Source organism: Winogradskyella undariae (assembly GCF_013285155.1).
Lineage (GTDB): Bacteria > Bacteroidota > Bacteroidia > Flavobacteriales > Flavobacteriaceae > Winogradskyella > Winogradskyella undariae.
Genome location: NZ_JABTEL010000001.1, coordinates 371,798 through 388,766, shown reverse-complemented (window position 1 = coordinate 388,766; position 16,969 = coordinate 371,798). Strand labels below are relative to the sequence as shown.

Sequence of the window (16,969 nt, the reverse complement as noted above, 5' to 3'; positions counted from 1 at the left end):
AATTGATTATTAAAGCATTTTACACCAATCCTAGTATCTTTGTTTTTTTTAAACACAAAACCAATATGCACAACATCATTTCAGGCTTTTCAAAGCTTTCTAAATCCGAAAAAATCGATTGGCTTTTAGACACCTATTTCACAGATCAAGATAGCGCTAAGACACTTGTGCAACAGTATTGGAATTCAGACGATAAATTACAAAAGTTACACGATGAGTTTATAGAAAATACCATTACCAACTATTATTTACCATTAGGTGTTGCGCCCAACTTTCTAATAAATGATACGCTTTATGCTATTCCTATGGCAATTGAAGAAAGTTCTGTGGTAGCTGCTGCTAGTAAAGCTGCTAAATTTTGGTTAGAACGCGGTGGTTTTAAAGCTGAAGTCATTTCGACTGAAAAAATTGGTCAAGTTCATTTTATATACGAAGGTGATACCGCTAAACTTGAAGCATTTTTTAAAGCCGTTAAACCTAAATTAATTGAAGATACTGCTTCCATCACAAAAAATATGGAACGTAGAGGTGGTGGAATTTTAGATATTGAATTACGTAATAAAACTAAAGATTTGCCCAACTATTATCAACTTCATGCTACGTTTGAAACCTTAGATGCGATGGGGGCAAATTTCATCAACTCATGTTTAGAGCAATTTGCTACAAGTTTTAAAACAGAAGCGTTACAATTTAAAGATTTTACAGAAGACGAAAAGGATATTACTATTGTAATGAGTATTCTTTCTAATTACGTACCAGAATGTTTAGTGCGTGCAGAAGTCTCTTGTAATATTGAAGATTTAAAAAGTAAAGACATTCCGAATCCGCAACAATTTGCTCAAAAATTTAAACAAGCGGTTAGCATAGCAGAAATAGAACCTTACCGAGCTGTTACGCATAATAAAGGAATAATGAATGGGATTGATGCCGTTGTTTTAGCAACAGGTAATGATTTTAGAGCCGTTGAAGCAGGTGTGCATGCCTATGCTGCAAAAGACGGTAAATATTCAAGTTTAACACATTGCTCTATCGATAATGGTGTCTTTAAATTCTGGATTGAAATTCCATTAGCTTTAGGAACCGTTGGTGGTTTAACAAGTTTACATCCTTTAGTGAAATTTGCAATGGAAATGCTTCAAAAACCCAATGCGAAAGATTTAATGCAGATTGTTGCTATTGCAGGATTAGCTCAGAATTTTGGTGCTGTAAAATCATTGACAACCACAGGAATTCAAGAAGGGCATATGAAAATGCATTTAATGAATATTCTAAATCAGTTTGAAGCTACTGAAGTAGAAAAAGTAAAATTAGTGGAGCATTTTAAAACACATACAGTAACGCATAGTGCCGTTGTAGATGCTATTGAAGCTTTGCGGAAATAGTTTTTTAAAGTAACAAAGGCTAGAAGCTACATAGTTTCATAGTAAAATAAAATCATATATCTCATTCATTTTGAACTCTCACTCTCACACCTACCGAAGTAACGGAAAATTACTACTCACAGCAGAATATGCTGTTTTAGATGGCGCTAAAGCTTTAGCAATACCTACAAAATACGGTCAGAGTTTAACGGTTGAAAACAACACTACAAACATCATCTATTGGAAAAGTTATAATGAGCTTAATGAGGTTTGGTTTGAAGATGAGTTTTTAATCGAAAATGATTCAGACATACTTTGCATAATAGCTAAAGTTAATAACGATGTAAGTGAGCGTTTAATTCAAATACTGAAAGCTATCAGAGATATGAATCCTGATTTTTTAGCTTCAGGAGAAGGTTATAATATTACAACACATCAAGATTTTAACAGGGCTTGGGGTTTAGGTACTTCCTCAACCTTAATTAATAATATGGCAGATTGGGCCAATGTAAATGCTTACCAATTATTACAAAAAACATTTGGCGGGAGTGGTTATGATATTGCCTGTGCACAAAACGATACACCTATAACTTTTAAATTAAAATCTAAAACAAACCCGGTAGTTGATGTTGTGAAATTTCAACCGAAATTTATAGATCAACTCTATTTTGTATACCTCAATCAAAAGCAAAATAGTAGAGATGGTATTTCGACCTATAAGAAACTTGGAAAAGTTAATACTGATATCATAAATGATATTAACGCTATAACCGAAACAATGATTTCTTGTACTTCCCTTACAGAATTTGAAAGCTTAATTGAAAATCATGAAACTATAATTTCAAAATTAATTCAACACGAATCTATTAAATCACGCTTGTTTTCTGACTTTAAAGGCGCCGTAAAGAGTTTAGGGGCTTGGGGTGGAGATTTTGTTATGGTAACATCAGAAGAAAACCCTACATCGTACTTTAATGATCGTGGTTATGATACTGTAATTTCATACAAAGAGATGGTATTATAAAGCGTTTTAGCTCTTAATAGAAGTAATTCAACACACACACTTTAGACAAAACTATTGACATAAAAAAAAGGCTTTACAGAAATGTAAAGCCTTTTTTAATACTATTAATTCTATACGGTTAGTATACCGTTTTTGCTCTATTATCTTCAATTTCAGCAGCATTTTCTAAAGCTTTAAATACTTCAGTCTGTACTGTATTTCTACGTTCAGAGTTTAATCTGTTCATAATAGCAGTATAGTTTTCTAATTTTGTTGCTTCAGTAACTTTAGTAACTTCAATTACATAAACACCTTTTTCACCATCAATAGGTTTAGAAGTAGCACCTTGAGCTAAACCAAATGCAGCTCCAATAACTTTAGGCTCAACACCTGCTCCTGATAAAGTTGTATTATTAATAGTAAGCGCAGCAGCTGTTCTTGGACTCTGTCCTTGATTTTTTGCTATATCAACAACAGTAGTTGCACTTAATTTTTCACGAATTAACTTCGCTTTCTTTTCTTTTCTAATTTCAGGTAAAGCAGTTATAGAAGCATCTTCTGTACTCATTAAACCAGCCTCTCTTTTTTCTACTACTTTAGCTACAATAAATCCAAAGTTAGAGATTGGGAAATTTTTATAATCACCAGCTTCTGTATCATCTTCAAAAGACCAACGTACCACTTCTCTTTGACTTCCTAATCCAGGAATATTTTCATCCAATGCATTAAAAGTAATAGGCTTCACAGTTAAGTTACCTTCTTTAGCAAGAGCATTAAAATCACCATCTTTTATAGCTATTTCAAATTTAGACATTGTATTAAACACATTTTGTAGTGTTTCATCTGAAGGCTCAATCTTACTAGCTATAGTTGCTACTTTAATCGCTTTATTAAAACTTTTTTGTTCTAATATCTCTATAATATGGTATCCAAAAGATGTTTGAACAACAGCTATATCTCCTTCTTTATTATCAAAAGCATAAGCTTTAAATTCTGGTGCCATTCCTGCTAAATAATCAAACTCAATTTCACCATCTTGCTCATTACTTACTTTATCAGAAGATAGATCTAATAAATCCATAAATTTAGTTCCTCCTTTAATTGCAGCATAAATACTATCTGCTGTAGCTTTAGCTTGCTCTGGAGTCTTAGTAACAGAAGCATCTGCTCTTTGTCCTCCAACATGTGGAATTAAAATATGACGAACATTAACTGAATCTGGTAATTGTTTAACATCAACAATTTTAGATAATTTATAGAATTCACCGTCTTTATAAGGTCCGTAATATTGACCAATAGCTAAATTCATTAAAGTATCTTTAGCTACGGTTGGTAATTGTGCTGCTCTTAAAAAGGCATCATTATATTTTACTTCAGAATAAGAATTTACAAATTCTTCAATATCTGTAGCTGAATCAAAACCAGGAATAGTTTCACTATTCTTACTATTCTCATTATATTCTGTTCTATCAGATTTTAAAGCTAACAAATCAGCTTTTATTTTATCTTCATCAGCTTTAGAAGCTTCTTCTTTAAACTCTACATAAACAACTTCAGTAGTTGCATCAGTTTTGTAAGTTGCTTCATGATTTTTCATGTAAGCAGTAATATCGCTTTTAGAAACTTCAACCGTACTATCATCTATAGTAGTGTAAGGTATTTGTACATATTTAATATCTACAGTTTTTGCATCTCCAAAATATTCTTCTTCAGCTTCAGAGATCGTAGCACTAAGACCTGCTTTCACTAAATTATAATATGTTTGTTGTTTAGCACTAACTGCAATAGTTTGCTCATTATTTGTCCAACTATCATAGTTTACTAAAAAGTTACCTAAAGGAGCAGTTTCTCCATTTAAATCTTTCAAGTTTGCAATAAATGCATTTAAACGATTAACATCAAAGTTACCGTTTGCATCTTGAAATTCTGGATATGAAGAAAAACTAAGCTTCAACAAATCTCTCATTTCGTCTTTTTCAACAGACAATCCTAATTCTTCAAACTCAGACTCTAGAACAATTCTACGAAGTTCTTGACTGTAAATAGCATTCATAGACTGTGTAGAAGTTTGTCTTCCTCCAGATCTATCTTGATAGTTTTTTACTTTTTGTTGAAATTCTACTCTATTGATGTCTGTTCCATTAATTGTAGCAACAACATCTTGCGAACCACCTGTTAAGGCATCAGAATTCTTGAATAAATCTCCAATTACGAATGAAAATAACGCTAATGCGATTACTAATATTAATATCAGTGAGCGCTGTCTAATTTTATTTAAAACTGCCATAGTCTTTTTGTATCCTCTTTAATTTGGTATAAATAAGTGTGCGAAAATAACATATTCTAGCAAATAATAAAAGGAGAAGTTTAGTTTTTATAGACCTTTAAAAAATTACTGAAATAGATTGAAATTTCTAGCGGTTATAGAGCGCTAATAATTTAAAAAATAATGACATAATCACTAATCGACATCGAAGACTTTTAAGATGACTTCGTCAATTTTCGTAGAGGAAACTTCAGTTACTGTAAACTTAAAATTTTCTATTTGTACATCATCATTTTCTTCCGGAATGCCTTCGGTCTCATGTACAATTAATCCTCCTAAAGTTTCATAATTTTCATTTTTGGGAAGATTCAACTTATAGGTTTCATTAACGTAGTCAACTTCTAATCTCGCAGAAAACTTATACGTATTTTCACTTAATTGCTCTTCTACCATTTCTACAGTATCATGCTCATCTTCAATCTCACCAACTAACTCTTCAATAATATCTTCAACAGTCATTATTCCAGAAGTCCCACCATACTCATCAATAACTACGGCCATACTACGACGTTTCTTAATTAAAATGCTCAAGACATCTTTAACAAGAATTGTTTCTGGTACAAAACCGACAGGCATAATTACAGAACTGATTGTTTTAGGTTTTTTAAACAATTCAAATGAATGTACATAACCTAATATATCATCTATATTATCTTTATAAATAATAACTTTAGTCCGACCTGTTTCAATAAAAAGTCGTCTTAGATTCTCTATACTATCTGAAACATCTACACATGTAATTTCGGTACGAGGCACCATCACCTCTCTTGCTTTTACACCTGAAAATTCTAATGCATTCTGAAATATTTGAATTTCACTATCTACATCATCACCATCATCAACAGATTCCATTTGCTCTGTAATATAATTACCAAGTTCTACTTTGGTCATTGCAAGTACAACATCTTCACCTTCTGCTCTAAATATGTATTTTAAAACAGCTTCTGAAATCCAAATTATAAAATCTGAAATCCATGAAAATATAACATAAAAAATATAGGTAGGAAAAGCTAAAACCTTTAATAAGGTGTTGGCATAAATCTGAAAAAATACTTTTGGTAAGAATTCTGCTGTAACTAAAATAACTAATGTAGAAATTACGGTTTGAGATAGCAACTGAAGATCTACAAACAAATAACTTAAAATAGGACTGTCTGAAGGCAGCATGGAATTAAACCAATTTACCAAGACTTCACCCATTTTAAGACCATAAATAACCAATGCTATATTATTACCAATAAGCATGGTTGCAATATATTTGGAAGGTTTAGCCGTAAGTTTATCTAATATTTTCCCTAAGAAATCACCTTGTTTTTTCTCTAACTCGATATGAATTTTATTGGAAGAAACATATGCAATTTCCATCCCTGAGAAAAAAGCAGATAATATGAGTGTAGTTATAATAATGACTAAGTCAGCAGTCATAAATTATTTATTGTTATTGTCTTCCATCTTTTTACTAAAACGCTTCCTAAAGAAAAACATAAAGGTTGCTAAGGCTGCAAAAAGTAATAACATGTAAGCTTTGTTTCTATCGTCTGACCATTTTGTAATGGCATCGTAAACAAATAGTGCTGCAAAAATAATATAAGCGTAATGAAAAATCTTTTGTATTTTCATGTGTTAATTAAAATAATTATTGAACAAAGATAGTTATTTCTTAACTTGAAAATCACCACCAGGTTCTACCACTTGTTTTTCTTTTAAGTTTTTATCAGAATCAAATCCAATACCATATAGATTACCCGATAAACTCTTAAGTAAAAAGGACTCATTAGTAAAAGCCCATTCTAACTTTTGGTTATAATATAATTGCTCTGTAAACAAAGTATCTTTTTGGTATGTTGCAATTTTAACATTGCCACGTAAATCTATCATATCCGTTTCAGAATAAACAATAGCATAATCAGAAGTAATAGTTGTCTTATTACCTTGTTCATCAAAAATATTAAGCTCTACACCTTCTGGAAATTCGTTAAAAGCAAAACTTCGATTAGAATAATCCAACATTTTAGGACTCCGCAAATTAGACAGTAATCTTACCGTATCTTCTTTAAACTCTGTGTAATCGAGATCTAAATCTACGGCTTCACCAATAGGTTGATTTTGCAATAACCCGACCTTTTGAACTTCATTAAAGTCGTTCTCACAAGAAAAAAACAAAGTCACAACGATTGCTGTGACTAAGTTTTTGATGATATGTAATTTATTTTTTTTCAATTAATTACTTGGTACAGTTACTGAACGTCCTATCCAACATCCGATACTAATAGTTTCACCTGCACAAGTACAGTTAAAAATCTCTGTTTTAGATGGCGCACTACCTCTGTAACTTGCTGCTGTTTTAGCTGCGTGAGATTTTAATCTTCCATCTACTCTACCTGCTTTTTCTGCTTCTAATGCAGCTAACCAAAATACAGCTCTTTTGTTAAAGTTAGTATCTCCACAGCTATTTGCACTGCTAGCATACATTGCTGCAATTGACAAATGAGGTGAACCATCAGAAGGATTAAGTTTTAAAACTTCCATATAGTATTGTCTTGCTTTAGAGTAACTTCCTTTATTTTTAAACTCTTGGGCTAATTTTTTATAAAGCTTAGCTTTCTTTAATGGATCTGTTTCTAATTTTATAGTTTGATCGAAATATTTTTGTTCGTCAGTTAATAAGTATAAGTAGAATGATGTATCTGCACTAGGCTCAATAGCATTCTTTTGTTGCACTAATTTTAAGAACAATGGATCAGACTTACACTCTTTTGCATACATTCTGTTCATAGCACGTTGCAACCACTCACCATTATTTTTGTTAGCTTCAAAATCTTTTTCATATAAAGGAACTAATACTTCACAGTTGGCTCTCTGACCAAGTTTTGTATCCATACTTCCTAATATCTTTGTTTCAAAAACTTCGATATTAGATTCGTAACTCCCTTTACGGCTTAACTCTGTTTTAGTTAAAGTACCTCCAGCTTCTTCTTTTTCTGCATACTTATTTAAGTTTATAGTATAACCATCAATTAAACCTTCAATTATTTCACTAACATCATCATACTTATCAAATAAATATTGTGCATCTTCTTGAGTTTTAGCACCTGCATCATATAAATCTACAGCAAGAGAGAAATAAGTATAAAGACCTATTGCACTATCAAAGTTATCAACATCCTTAGTATAAGCTTCATCGAACATATCATAAACTTCTTGATCTGTCTTATTTAAAACTTTTCTATACTTATATGTTAAATTAGCTTTGTCTTCTAAAATTTCACCAAGTGAATATCTAGATTCGAAATTTTCTCTACCTTGATCATATAACAAAATTAAATCATTAATAAATGCTATCTGCTCATCTCCTGTAGAATTCTCTATTTTATGCTTTAGTATTTTTTCACCATGCACATAAATAGCTCTATTGAACTTAGGACACTTTTCTCTTACAATTTGCCAAGGGCCATAAGCGTCATCATATTTTTTACTCTTCACATAACTATCAAAAATTGATAGATTATTCATACACTCTTCATCTTGCTGAGCAAATCCAAGGTTAACACTCATAAAAAGCGAAAGAAACAGTATGGTAAATTTAGTCTTCATCTGTAATTAATTTTTTTTTAATTATATTTTTTTTGTTCAAACCATCTAGAGTTCAAATATAAACTTAGATTAAAGTTTACAAAGTTCTCTTGTATTAAGTTTTCGTTAGTTGTTCCTCTTTAGCCAAATTCTAAACCTAAATTAGCATAAGAAAATAAATTTCGATTCCCAACTGGTAAACCTACTCCAAAAGATATGCCAAACTCTTTTATTGATTCGTCTTTTATTACTAAACCAGCATTGGCAAAGTTAAAACCTGCTCTATAAACAACACGTTTTAAGTATCCTGAAAATGCATTATAATCTGGTATATAAAAACCACCAACTGCAATTTTAGATGCATTTTCGAAAGTCGAAACATCATTTGAAAAAACAGGGTTAGAAAAATCACTTGTACTTTGATAAGTATACTCAGCACCTTTAGACATAAGGCTTCCAATACCGTAAAAAGAATATGGAGAACCTGTACCTTGTTGTGCAAAGGCTGTAGAACTTATAATTGTAATACAAATTACAATGAATCGTTTTATCATTATTTTGAATTATATTCTAGAATGTAATTCAAACCCTCTAAAAGAAAATTTGAATTCGCAAAGATGGTATTTTTTAATTGGTTTGACAAAAATCTGGTATCTCCTCCTGTTAAAATAACTGTTAAATCTGGGTATTGGTCGATATAATCTCCTATTACGCCATCAATTTCCTTGATTGTACCATAAACAACCCCAGAGTGAATTGATGATTCCGTTGTATCTCCAATTATCTTATTAGGCAACTTAAGCTCTAATAACGGAAGATTTGCTGTTAAATTATTCAAAGCTTTATAACGCAATCTTAATCCAGGTGAAATTGCGCCACCAAGATAGTGATTATCTTTTGTAATAAAGTCATAAGTAATACAAGTTCCTGCATCAATTATTAAAATATTTTTATTTGGAAATTGATTTACAGAAGCACAAACTAGAGCCACACGATCAACACCTAATGTTTTTGGGGTTTGATAATCATTTTTAAAAGGAAAACTTAAATCCGAAGATAATTCTATCGCATTTAAATCTTTTGCAATAAGCGCTACTTGGTCTTTTGACAAATGCCCAACAGAAGAAATAATAGCTTTTTCTAATTTTGGGTACTTTTTTTTGAGTAATACGTATTGTTTTTCAAACGCATTTAGCTCAAAAGACGTTTTATATATTAAATCTGCAAAATTAAATACCGCAAACTTTACATACGTATTCCCCACATCTACAACAAGATTCATACTGAAATTATATTTTTACAAAAATATAAAATCAAATTTTATTAAAAACTGTTTGGAGATATAAAATAAGTTCTTATATTTGCACCCGCTTAACAAAGCAATTGGTGCCTTAGCTCAGTTGGTAGAGCAAAGGACTGAAAATCCTTGTGTCCCTGGTTCGATTCCTGGAGGCACCACCACCAAAACCCGATTCATCTGAATCGGGTTTTTTGGTTTTATAAAGTATCTATAAAAGTAATTTAGATTTAAAACTCAGTAATATTCTTTTTTAGTCATTCTAATACTTCGTATTTCCCAAAGTATATTAAACCATCACAACAAAATAACCTTAGCTGTTTTTAATTCTTAATACTTGCTTTAAAAAGCATAGCCTCATAATTCATTTCGTTTATAAACAAAAAAATCAAGGTGTTAGCACCTTGATTTTTTCAATTAAATAAATATGATCTAATCTATAACTTATTTCCAAAACCCTTCAATCTCTTCAAGAGACTTCCCTTTGGTTTCTGGTATAAACTTATAGGTTACAAATACAATGATTAAAATAAAAGCTATAAAGATGTAATATGGTAACGACCCATTCCATGGTTCACTATTATTCATTTCGCTTCCCATAACGACTGGAAACGATTGAGACACCACATAATTAGCGGCCCATTGTGCTGCAACAGCTACAGACATAGCAACACTTCTTATTTTATTAGGAAACATCTCAGCTAATAAAACCCAAACAACAGGCCCCATAGATAAAGCAAAAGATGCTATAAACATTAATACTCCAATTAATGACAATACACCAACATTTCCTTGTTGTAATGTTATACCTAGAAGCAAAAATCCAACAATCATACCTACAGACCCAATATACAATAAAGGTTTTCTACCAAATTTATCTACAGTAAACATGGCTACAAATGTGAATATTAAATTAACAAATGCTAATAGTATTTGTTGTGCGAGCACATCTTCTTTTCCAAAACCAAGTGCTTTTTCAAAAATATCAGCCCCATAATACAAAACAGCATTAATTCCTGTAAACTGTTGCAACATAGAAAGTACAGTGCCAATAGCTATAATAACTAATATTCCTTTAGAGAAATAGCTCACCTTTACACCATCATTAGTTTCATTTAGAGATTTCTTAATCTGAAGCATTTCTTTTTCTGCTACATCGTCACCGTTTATTTGACGTAAAACTGCTAAAGCTGCTTTTTCATTGCCTTTTAAGGCTAACCATCTCGGACTTTTAGGCACAATAAATAGTAAAATTAAAAATAGTAGACTCGGAATTAACTCTGACCAAAACATTCTTCTCCAGCCAAATTCAATATTCTCTGCTACCGTTAAATCATTACCAATAAAATAAGTCGCTAGGAATACCACAAAAAATCCAATAACAATTGCTAATTGATAATACGTTACCATACGCCCTCTAATATCTGAAGGTGCTATTTCTGCAATATACATTGGAGCATTCATTGACGCTACACCAATACCTAAACCTCCTATGATTCTAAACACAACCAACATACTTACGGTTTGTGGAAATAAGTCTGGCAAACCAGAACCATAAGCTGAAATTGTAAAGAATATAGCCGAAATTATTAAAGACCACTTTCTTCCTATTTTAATACTTAAAGGTCCAGCAACAATAGCACCCACAAAACAACCAATAAGTGCACTACCAACAACCCAACCTTTTAATGCATCACTTAAATCAAAATACTCTGTAAGGTAAAATTGAGCTCCATTGATAACGCCTGTATCATAACCAAAAAGCAAGCCTCCTAAAGCGGAAACCGCAGCGATTAATAGTAAGAAAACACCTTTTTTCATTTTAATTATATTTAATATTATTTAGAGACTTAGTTTATTTAAAATTTACAACTGCAATTTAACTAAAATTGGCAAATCTTCCGCTAGTTATTTGATGTTCTATCACCGCTTAAAGCTATATTTTTAAGCACTTAAAAAGTGATTTTTCAACATTAAAACCTATCTCTCTGACAACCGGTTTATTAAAGAAAAACCCTTTAAACTTACCTTATAAATCAAAGGTAAGTTTAGATGTTTATTTTGAATCGCTTATCACTAAAAAACAAATAGCAAAACATAACAGAAATAAACACTTTGTATTTTAAAATCTATTCAACATAGACAACAGAACTCTTTTCAGAAATTCCGTTTTCACTATATGCTTCAATTGTAAAATAATATGGCGTATCTCGATCTAAACAACGCATAAAATGTTCATTTGTATCGTAAACTTGCCAAGACTGATATAATTTATCTTTTGCAATTCCCCAACGAATATTATAGCCCTGAGCATCTTCTACAGCATTCCAAGAAAATGATACATCTCTACGATCTTCTTCTCTTTTTACTTTAAACCCTGTAACATCTGCTGGCTTATCCTCAAGTCCTAATCCGAAGACTCTAAACTCTGACATCGCAAAGTTTGCACCAGGCACTTTTATATTGTTGTAACGCACATACTTTGCCTTTACAGGGTCATCTAAAACAATATAAGCATTTGGTGTGTCTTTTTCACTTTCACTTCTATCTACAACTGTTCCCCAATTAATGCCATCTTCTGAAGCTTGAATAGTAAATTGATGTTTTAATCCTTCGGTACGTGTGTAGATTCCTGATTCATGATCATGGAAATTCAATTGAAAAGCATTGATGTTTCCTGGCTTCAGCATCTCAATCGTTATCCATTGTTTATCATCGTTGGCACCTGCAACCCAAAATGTTTTAGGGTTTTCATCGGTTAATACTTTAGAGATTATTTCACCTTCATTATTTTTTTCTGAAGGTAATTCTGTGACTTCTACAGCATCATCATCAGACGTAAATTTCTTTACCTGCATTAACGAAGAAGATACTGTAACACTTCCTTTATACGACAATAACATCCAACCATTATGCTCTCCTGCTTTTGTAGGATGATTAGATCCAAAACGCGGATAATCTCCATAAGCGGTGTTGGTATACATTAATCCTTCGTCATCAAAATAAGTAGGAAACATACACAAACGACGTTCCCATTGCGAATTAGAGGCAAGCGCCATCGTTGCAAAGTGCCAATATTGTCCATTGGTTTGCTTCACCGTTATTCCGTGTCCTGCACCATTTGTAAATCCACCGGGTTTAAAACTCATCGGATTGTTTTTCATATATGAAAAAGGACCTAGCGGTGTATCTCCGATATAAACACCATCTGCATACACATTAAATTGTGTACCTGGTGCGGCATATTGTAAATAATATTTTCCGTTGTATTTGGTCATAGAAGCGCCTTCCATATAACCTTCCTTTAAAGTTGGATGAAAGTTATTTTCACCAAAACGTTCCCATCCGTGTTTTTCTTCATCAAGATTAAACAATTCTTCACGAACACCTGCTTCTAAAAAACGATCGTCTTTATTCAACATTTTTACATGAAGCGGGTTCACATTAGAAGATCCCCAATACAAATAGGTTTCGCCATTATCATCTATAAATAATTCAGAATCTTGAATGTCCGTAGATATAGATGCTGTCGGTTCCCATTTTCCACTTTTTGGATCGTCGGTATAAAGAATACTTCCGTAACCAGCTGGGTTACCAGCAAAGTAAACTAAAGAATCTTTGTAATTAAAAGCTGTTGGAGCGTTACTACCTTCAAAAAACCATTGTTGTGGCTTAATAAAATTCCAATTAACCAAGTCTGTAGAATGCCAATAACCAAAAGAACGTGTAACGAACATGTAGTATTCGCCTTTAAATTCTATAACAGCTGGATCTGCACCTGAACGGTAGGATTTATTTTGAGTTGAATTATAAACCATATAGGTATAATCAATATCTAATGGATTAATATAGGTATCAAACCCTTTTTTTATCTCTGCTTTTTCTTTTGAATTAGAAGGTTGATTGACATCAGAATTAGCCTCTTTTTTACAAGATTGAAACACAAAAAAAAGCATTAATAAAGTAGAAAAATATCTCATGTTTATTTTGTTTGAATCACTTTAGTTTGAATCACTTCGTTATTTAAAACCGTGCGTTTAAAGAAGTTGAATATTTTACCGAAATCTTCTGAAGGAATTCTAGCAATTTCATGACCTGCTCCTTTTACGATATGGAAATAATAAGATTTCTCTAACTCCTGTAATTTAGCTGCTATAATTTTAGAACCATCAAGCCTTAAATAACCTGGCTGTTTAGAGTTACATAACCGATGTGATTCATTTGCAAAAGGCACATAATTATCATCCGTTCCATGATACAACACTGCAGGAATAGCATTCTCTTTTAAAATATAACTAGCATCAACAACAGCACCTGCACAAGAAAACACACCTGCAAATTTTACGTTAGCATAAGCTTCTTTATTTTCCACAAAATAATCTTTCATAAAAACAGCATTAAGACTACCTTCTGCTCCCGCGCTACTGCCACCTGCTATAATTTTAGTAATATCTATTTGTAGTTGATCAGCTTGAGCAATGAGATATTTTGTTGCATCTAGGTAATCAATAGCTGCTTGTTTAAACGTTTCTAACTTTTCGTCTTTAGGACAATCACAGCCAAAACCCGTTGCTTTATTTTGGCGTAATAATCGATAATCGATAGAAACACCTATATAATTCTGCTCTTGGGCGACATACTTAACTAACCTATTATCATCTGTAAAAGCACGATTACTACCAGAAAAACCACCACCATGCATCCAAAGTAAAACAGGTAATTTATCTCCCTCTTTAATATTTTTTGGAGTAAAGACATCCATTTTTAGAGTATCTTTTCCTTTTATAGCATAAGTGTAAGTTTTGAAAATAATGTTATCATCTGAAGAATTCACTCCTAAATTACTCACCTGAGATTGTGACGTAATTTGGCATGTAAAAGCCACATAAAATAATAAGAATAGGGATTTGAACTTAAAAATCATATGTGGCATAAAAAAATTATATTAATCAATTAGGGTGATTTATTTTTTAATTTAATAATGAAAAAAACTGCTTTAATCACCTCATACATCTTGAGGTTTTCAACTTAAATATCTGCACAAGCATTAAATAGTGTACTATTATTATTTTTTCAATTCAAATTCTTTCATCATTTTAGTGTCTGAATTTGTACCAACGAACACTTGAAACTGCCCAGGTTCTGCTACAAAATCTAATTCTGAATTATAGAACTTTAAATCTTCTACAGTTAACGTAAAACTAACTGTTTTAGTTTCTCCTTTTTTAATTTCAACTTTTTGAAAACCTTTTAATTCTTTAACCGGTCTTGTGACTGTACCAACAAGATCTCTAACATAGAGTTGCACTACTTCTTTACCGTCGTAATCACCCGAATTAGTAACATCTACAGAAACCTCAACAGAACCATTCATGTCAATTGTAGCTGTATTAATTGCTAAGTTAGAATAATCGAATTTTGTATAACTTAAACCATAACCAAAAGGATATAAAGGCTCGTTACGAACATCGATGTAATTACTTTTAAACTTCTCAAATTTACCTTGGTCGTTACCTAAAGGTCTTCCTGTATTTTTATGATTATAAAAAATTGGCACCTGCCCTACATTTCTCGGGAAGGTTGCTGTTAATTTCCCAGAAGGGTTAACATCACCAAATAATACATCTGAAATAGCTAAACCTGCTTCACTACCAGGAAACCAAACATTAAGTATTGCTGGCACATTTTCGTTTTCTTCTACTAAAACCAAAGGTCTCCCCGTAAACAGAACTAAAACTACAGGCTTTCCTGTTTTTAACAAGGCATTTAATAAATCCTTTTGTACTTGCGGAATACCCAAATCGGTTCTACTACTACTCTCTCCACTTAACTCTGCTGACTCACCAATAGTCGCTACAATAACATCAGATCTGGCAGCGACTTGAAGCGCCTCGTCTAACAATTGTTTATCCGTACGACCATCTCTTGGAATATCTTTACCAAACATAGTTGCTCTTTGTTCTAATCCTAAATCATAATCTATATTACTTCCTTTAGCATATAACAAAGTCGCTTTATCACCAACAACTTCTGTTAATCCATCGAAAACAGAATTAGATTTCTCTTGATCTGTAGCCACACTCCAAGTACCAGCCATATTATTTGTCGCTTTAGCTAATGGCCCAATTAAACCAATAGTTCCCGATTTTTTAATAGGTAATAATTGATCTTCATTTTTAAGTAAAACCATAGATTCGGCAGCTACCTTACGTGCAAATGCTTTGTTTTCTGGTGTAAAAATTTCTGTTTTTGCTCTATTAACATCACAATATTTGTATGGATCATCAAATAAACCTAACTGAAACTTAGCCGTTAGCATTCGTCTCACAGCGGTATCAATATCATTCATAGAAACCTTACCATTCTCATAAGATTCCTTTAATGTTTTTACAAAAGCAACAGGTATTGAAGGAGAATCCCCTGCCATATCCATATCTACTCCTGCTTTTAAAGCTTGCTCAGACACTTGGTATTTATCTCCAATTCCGTGTTCTGTCATTTCGTAAATCCCAGTATAATCCGTTACAACAAAACCATTAAAACCCCAATCATCACGTAACAAATCTGTAAGTAACCATTTATTTCCTGTTGCTGGCACACCATCTATTTCGTTAAATGATGCCATTACAGAACCAACACCTGCATCAATAGCTGCTTTATAAGGTTCTAAATATTCATTATACATTCTAATTCGGCTCATATCTACCGTATTATAATCTCTCCCAGCTTCTGGCGCTCCATATAATGCAAAATGTTTTACACATGCCATTAAAGTATTATTCTCACTTAGATCATCTTGTTGGTATCCTTTTACCATTGCTTCTGCAATTCTACTTCCTAGAAAAGGATCTTCACCATTTCCTTCAGAAACGCGCCCCCAACGTGGATCTCTAGAGATATCTACCATAGGTGAAAACGTCCAGTTTATACCATCTGCACTTGCTTCTATCGCAGCTACTCTTGCTGTTTTTTCTATCATTTCCATATCCCATGAACTAGACAAACCTAGAGGAATTGGAAACGTTGTTTTATAACCATGAATAACATCCATACCGAAAATTAAAGGAATACCTAATCGGCTTTGTTCTACAGCAATCTTTTGAACTTCATAAATCTTTTCTGCTGTTTTAATATTGAATAAACCACCTACTTTACCTTGTTTTATACGTTCTCCTACATCAGAACCTTTAGCAGCTCCTGTTGTAATATCACCTGAAGTTGGCAGATTAAGTTGCCCTATTTTTTCATCAATAGTCATTAATTCTAAAATAGAATCTACTTTTGAAGCAAAAGGATTTTCTGTATCTGATGTCGATTTAATCTCTGTAGTCGTATTAGAATTACAGTTTGCTAGGGTCATTGCCATAACGGCAATTGCGATAGTTTTTATGCTAATTAATCTCTTCATT

The 16,969-nt window shown here is 32.3% G+C and carries 12 protein-coding genes, 1 tRNA gene and 1 pseudogene; 3 read left to right on the top strand and 11 right to left on the bottom strand.

All coding sequences use genetic code 11. The features are described from left to right. Positions 1–65: 65 nt before the first annotated feature. Positions 66–1,382, top strand: a complete 1,317-nt coding sequence (locus tag HSX10_RS01560) for a hydroxymethylglutaryl-CoA reductase, degradative (RefSeq protein WP_173586440.1) — start codon at positions 66–68, stop codon at positions 1,380–1,382. Between the two features lie 70 nt (positions 1,383–1,452). Beyond that, the gene (locus tag HSX10_RS01555; RefSeq protein WP_173586439.1) at positions 1,453–2,385 is read left to right on the top strand and encodes a GYDIA family GHMP kinase; all 933 of its coding nucleotides are present in this window, start codon (positions 1,453–1,455) and stop codon (positions 2,383–2,385) included. A gap of 118 nt (positions 2,386–2,503) precedes the next feature. On the opposite strand, the gene HSX10_RS01550 is transcribed toward HSX10_RS01555, so the two are convergent. The 7 genes and pseudogenes from HSX10_RS01550 to HSX10_RS01520 all read right to left on the bottom strand — a co-directional run bounded on the left by HSX10_RS01550 (position 2,504) and on the right by HSX10_RS01520 (position 9,545). Then, the gene (locus HSX10_RS01550) at positions 2,504–4,651 is read right to left on the bottom strand and encodes a peptidylprolyl isomerase (RefSeq protein WP_173586438.1); all 2,148 of its coding nucleotides are present in this window, start codon (positions 4,649–4,651) and stop codon (positions 2,504–2,506) included. A 174-nt stretch (positions 4,652–4,825) separates the two neighbouring features. Further along, on the bottom strand, positions 4,826–6,115 hold the full coding sequence (locus HSX10_RS01545; RefSeq protein ID WP_173586437.1) for a hemolysin family protein: 1,290 nt from the start codon (positions 6,113–6,115) through the stop codon (positions 4,826–4,828). A gap of 3 nt (positions 6,116–6,118) precedes the next feature. Continuing rightward, a complete protein-coding gene (locus HSX10_RS01540; RefSeq protein WP_173586436.1) occupies positions 6,119–6,310 on the bottom strand; it encodes a hypothetical protein in 192 nt (63 codons plus the stop codon). Positions 6,311–6,343: 33 nt separating this feature from the next. Beyond that, entirely contained in the window at positions 6,344–6,910 is a 567-nt protein-coding gene (gene lptC, locus HSX10_RS01535; protein ID WP_173586435.1) for an LPS export ABC transporter periplasmic protein LptC, read from the bottom strand. After that, positions 6,911–8,284, bottom strand: a complete 1,374-nt coding sequence (locus tag HSX10_RS01530) for a hypothetical protein (protein ID WP_173586434.1) — start codon at positions 8,282–8,284, stop codon at positions 6,911–6,913. Positions 8,285–8,301: 17 nt separating this feature from the next. After that, positions 8,302–8,817 (bottom strand): annotated as a pseudogene (locus HSX10_RS01525) (BamG-related protein). Continuing rightward, on the bottom strand, positions 8,817–9,545 hold the full coding sequence (locus HSX10_RS01520; RefSeq protein ID WP_173586432.1) for a type III pantothenate kinase: 729 nt from the start codon (positions 9,543–9,545) through the stop codon (positions 8,817–8,819). The pseudogene HSX10_RS01525 and the gene HSX10_RS01520 overlap by 1 nt, the downstream one beginning before the upstream one ends. 103 nt (positions 9,546–9,648) lie before the next feature. Here HSX10_RS01520 and HSX10_RS01515 point away from each other — a divergent pair. Continuing rightward, positions 9,649–9,724 (top strand) — tRNA-Phe (locus HSX10_RS01515). Between the two features lie 280 nt (positions 9,725–10,004). Here HSX10_RS01515 and HSX10_RS01510 read toward each other — a convergent pair. The 4 genes from HSX10_RS01510 to bglX form a co-directional block, all read right to left on the bottom strand. Continuing rightward, positions 10,005–11,381: a sugar porter family MFS transporter gene (locus tag HSX10_RS01510; RefSeq protein WP_173586431.1), complete on the bottom strand. Its 1,377-nt coding sequence runs from the start codon at positions 11,379–11,381 to the stop codon at positions 10,005–10,007. Between the two features lie 308 nt (positions 11,382–11,689). Further along, on the bottom strand, positions 11,690–13,540 hold the full coding sequence (locus tag HSX10_RS01505) for a family 43 glycosylhydrolase (RefSeq protein ID WP_254453184.1): 1,851 nt from the start codon (positions 13,538–13,540) through the stop codon (positions 11,690–11,692). A 2-nt stretch (positions 13,541–13,542) separates the two neighbouring features. Continuing rightward, a complete protein-coding gene (locus HSX10_RS01500) occupies positions 13,543–14,493 on the bottom strand; it encodes an alpha/beta hydrolase (protein WP_254453183.1) in 951 nt (316 codons plus the stop codon). Positions 14,494–14,625: 132 nt separating this feature from the next. Then, positions 14,626–16,968 carry a beta-glucosidase BglX gene (gene bglX / locus HSX10_RS01495; protein ID WP_173586430.1) on the bottom strand — a complete coding sequence of 781 codons (2,343 nt, stop codon included), beginning with the start codon at positions 16,966–16,968 and terminating at the stop codon, positions 14,626–14,628. Position 16,969: the final 1 nt, after the last annotated feature.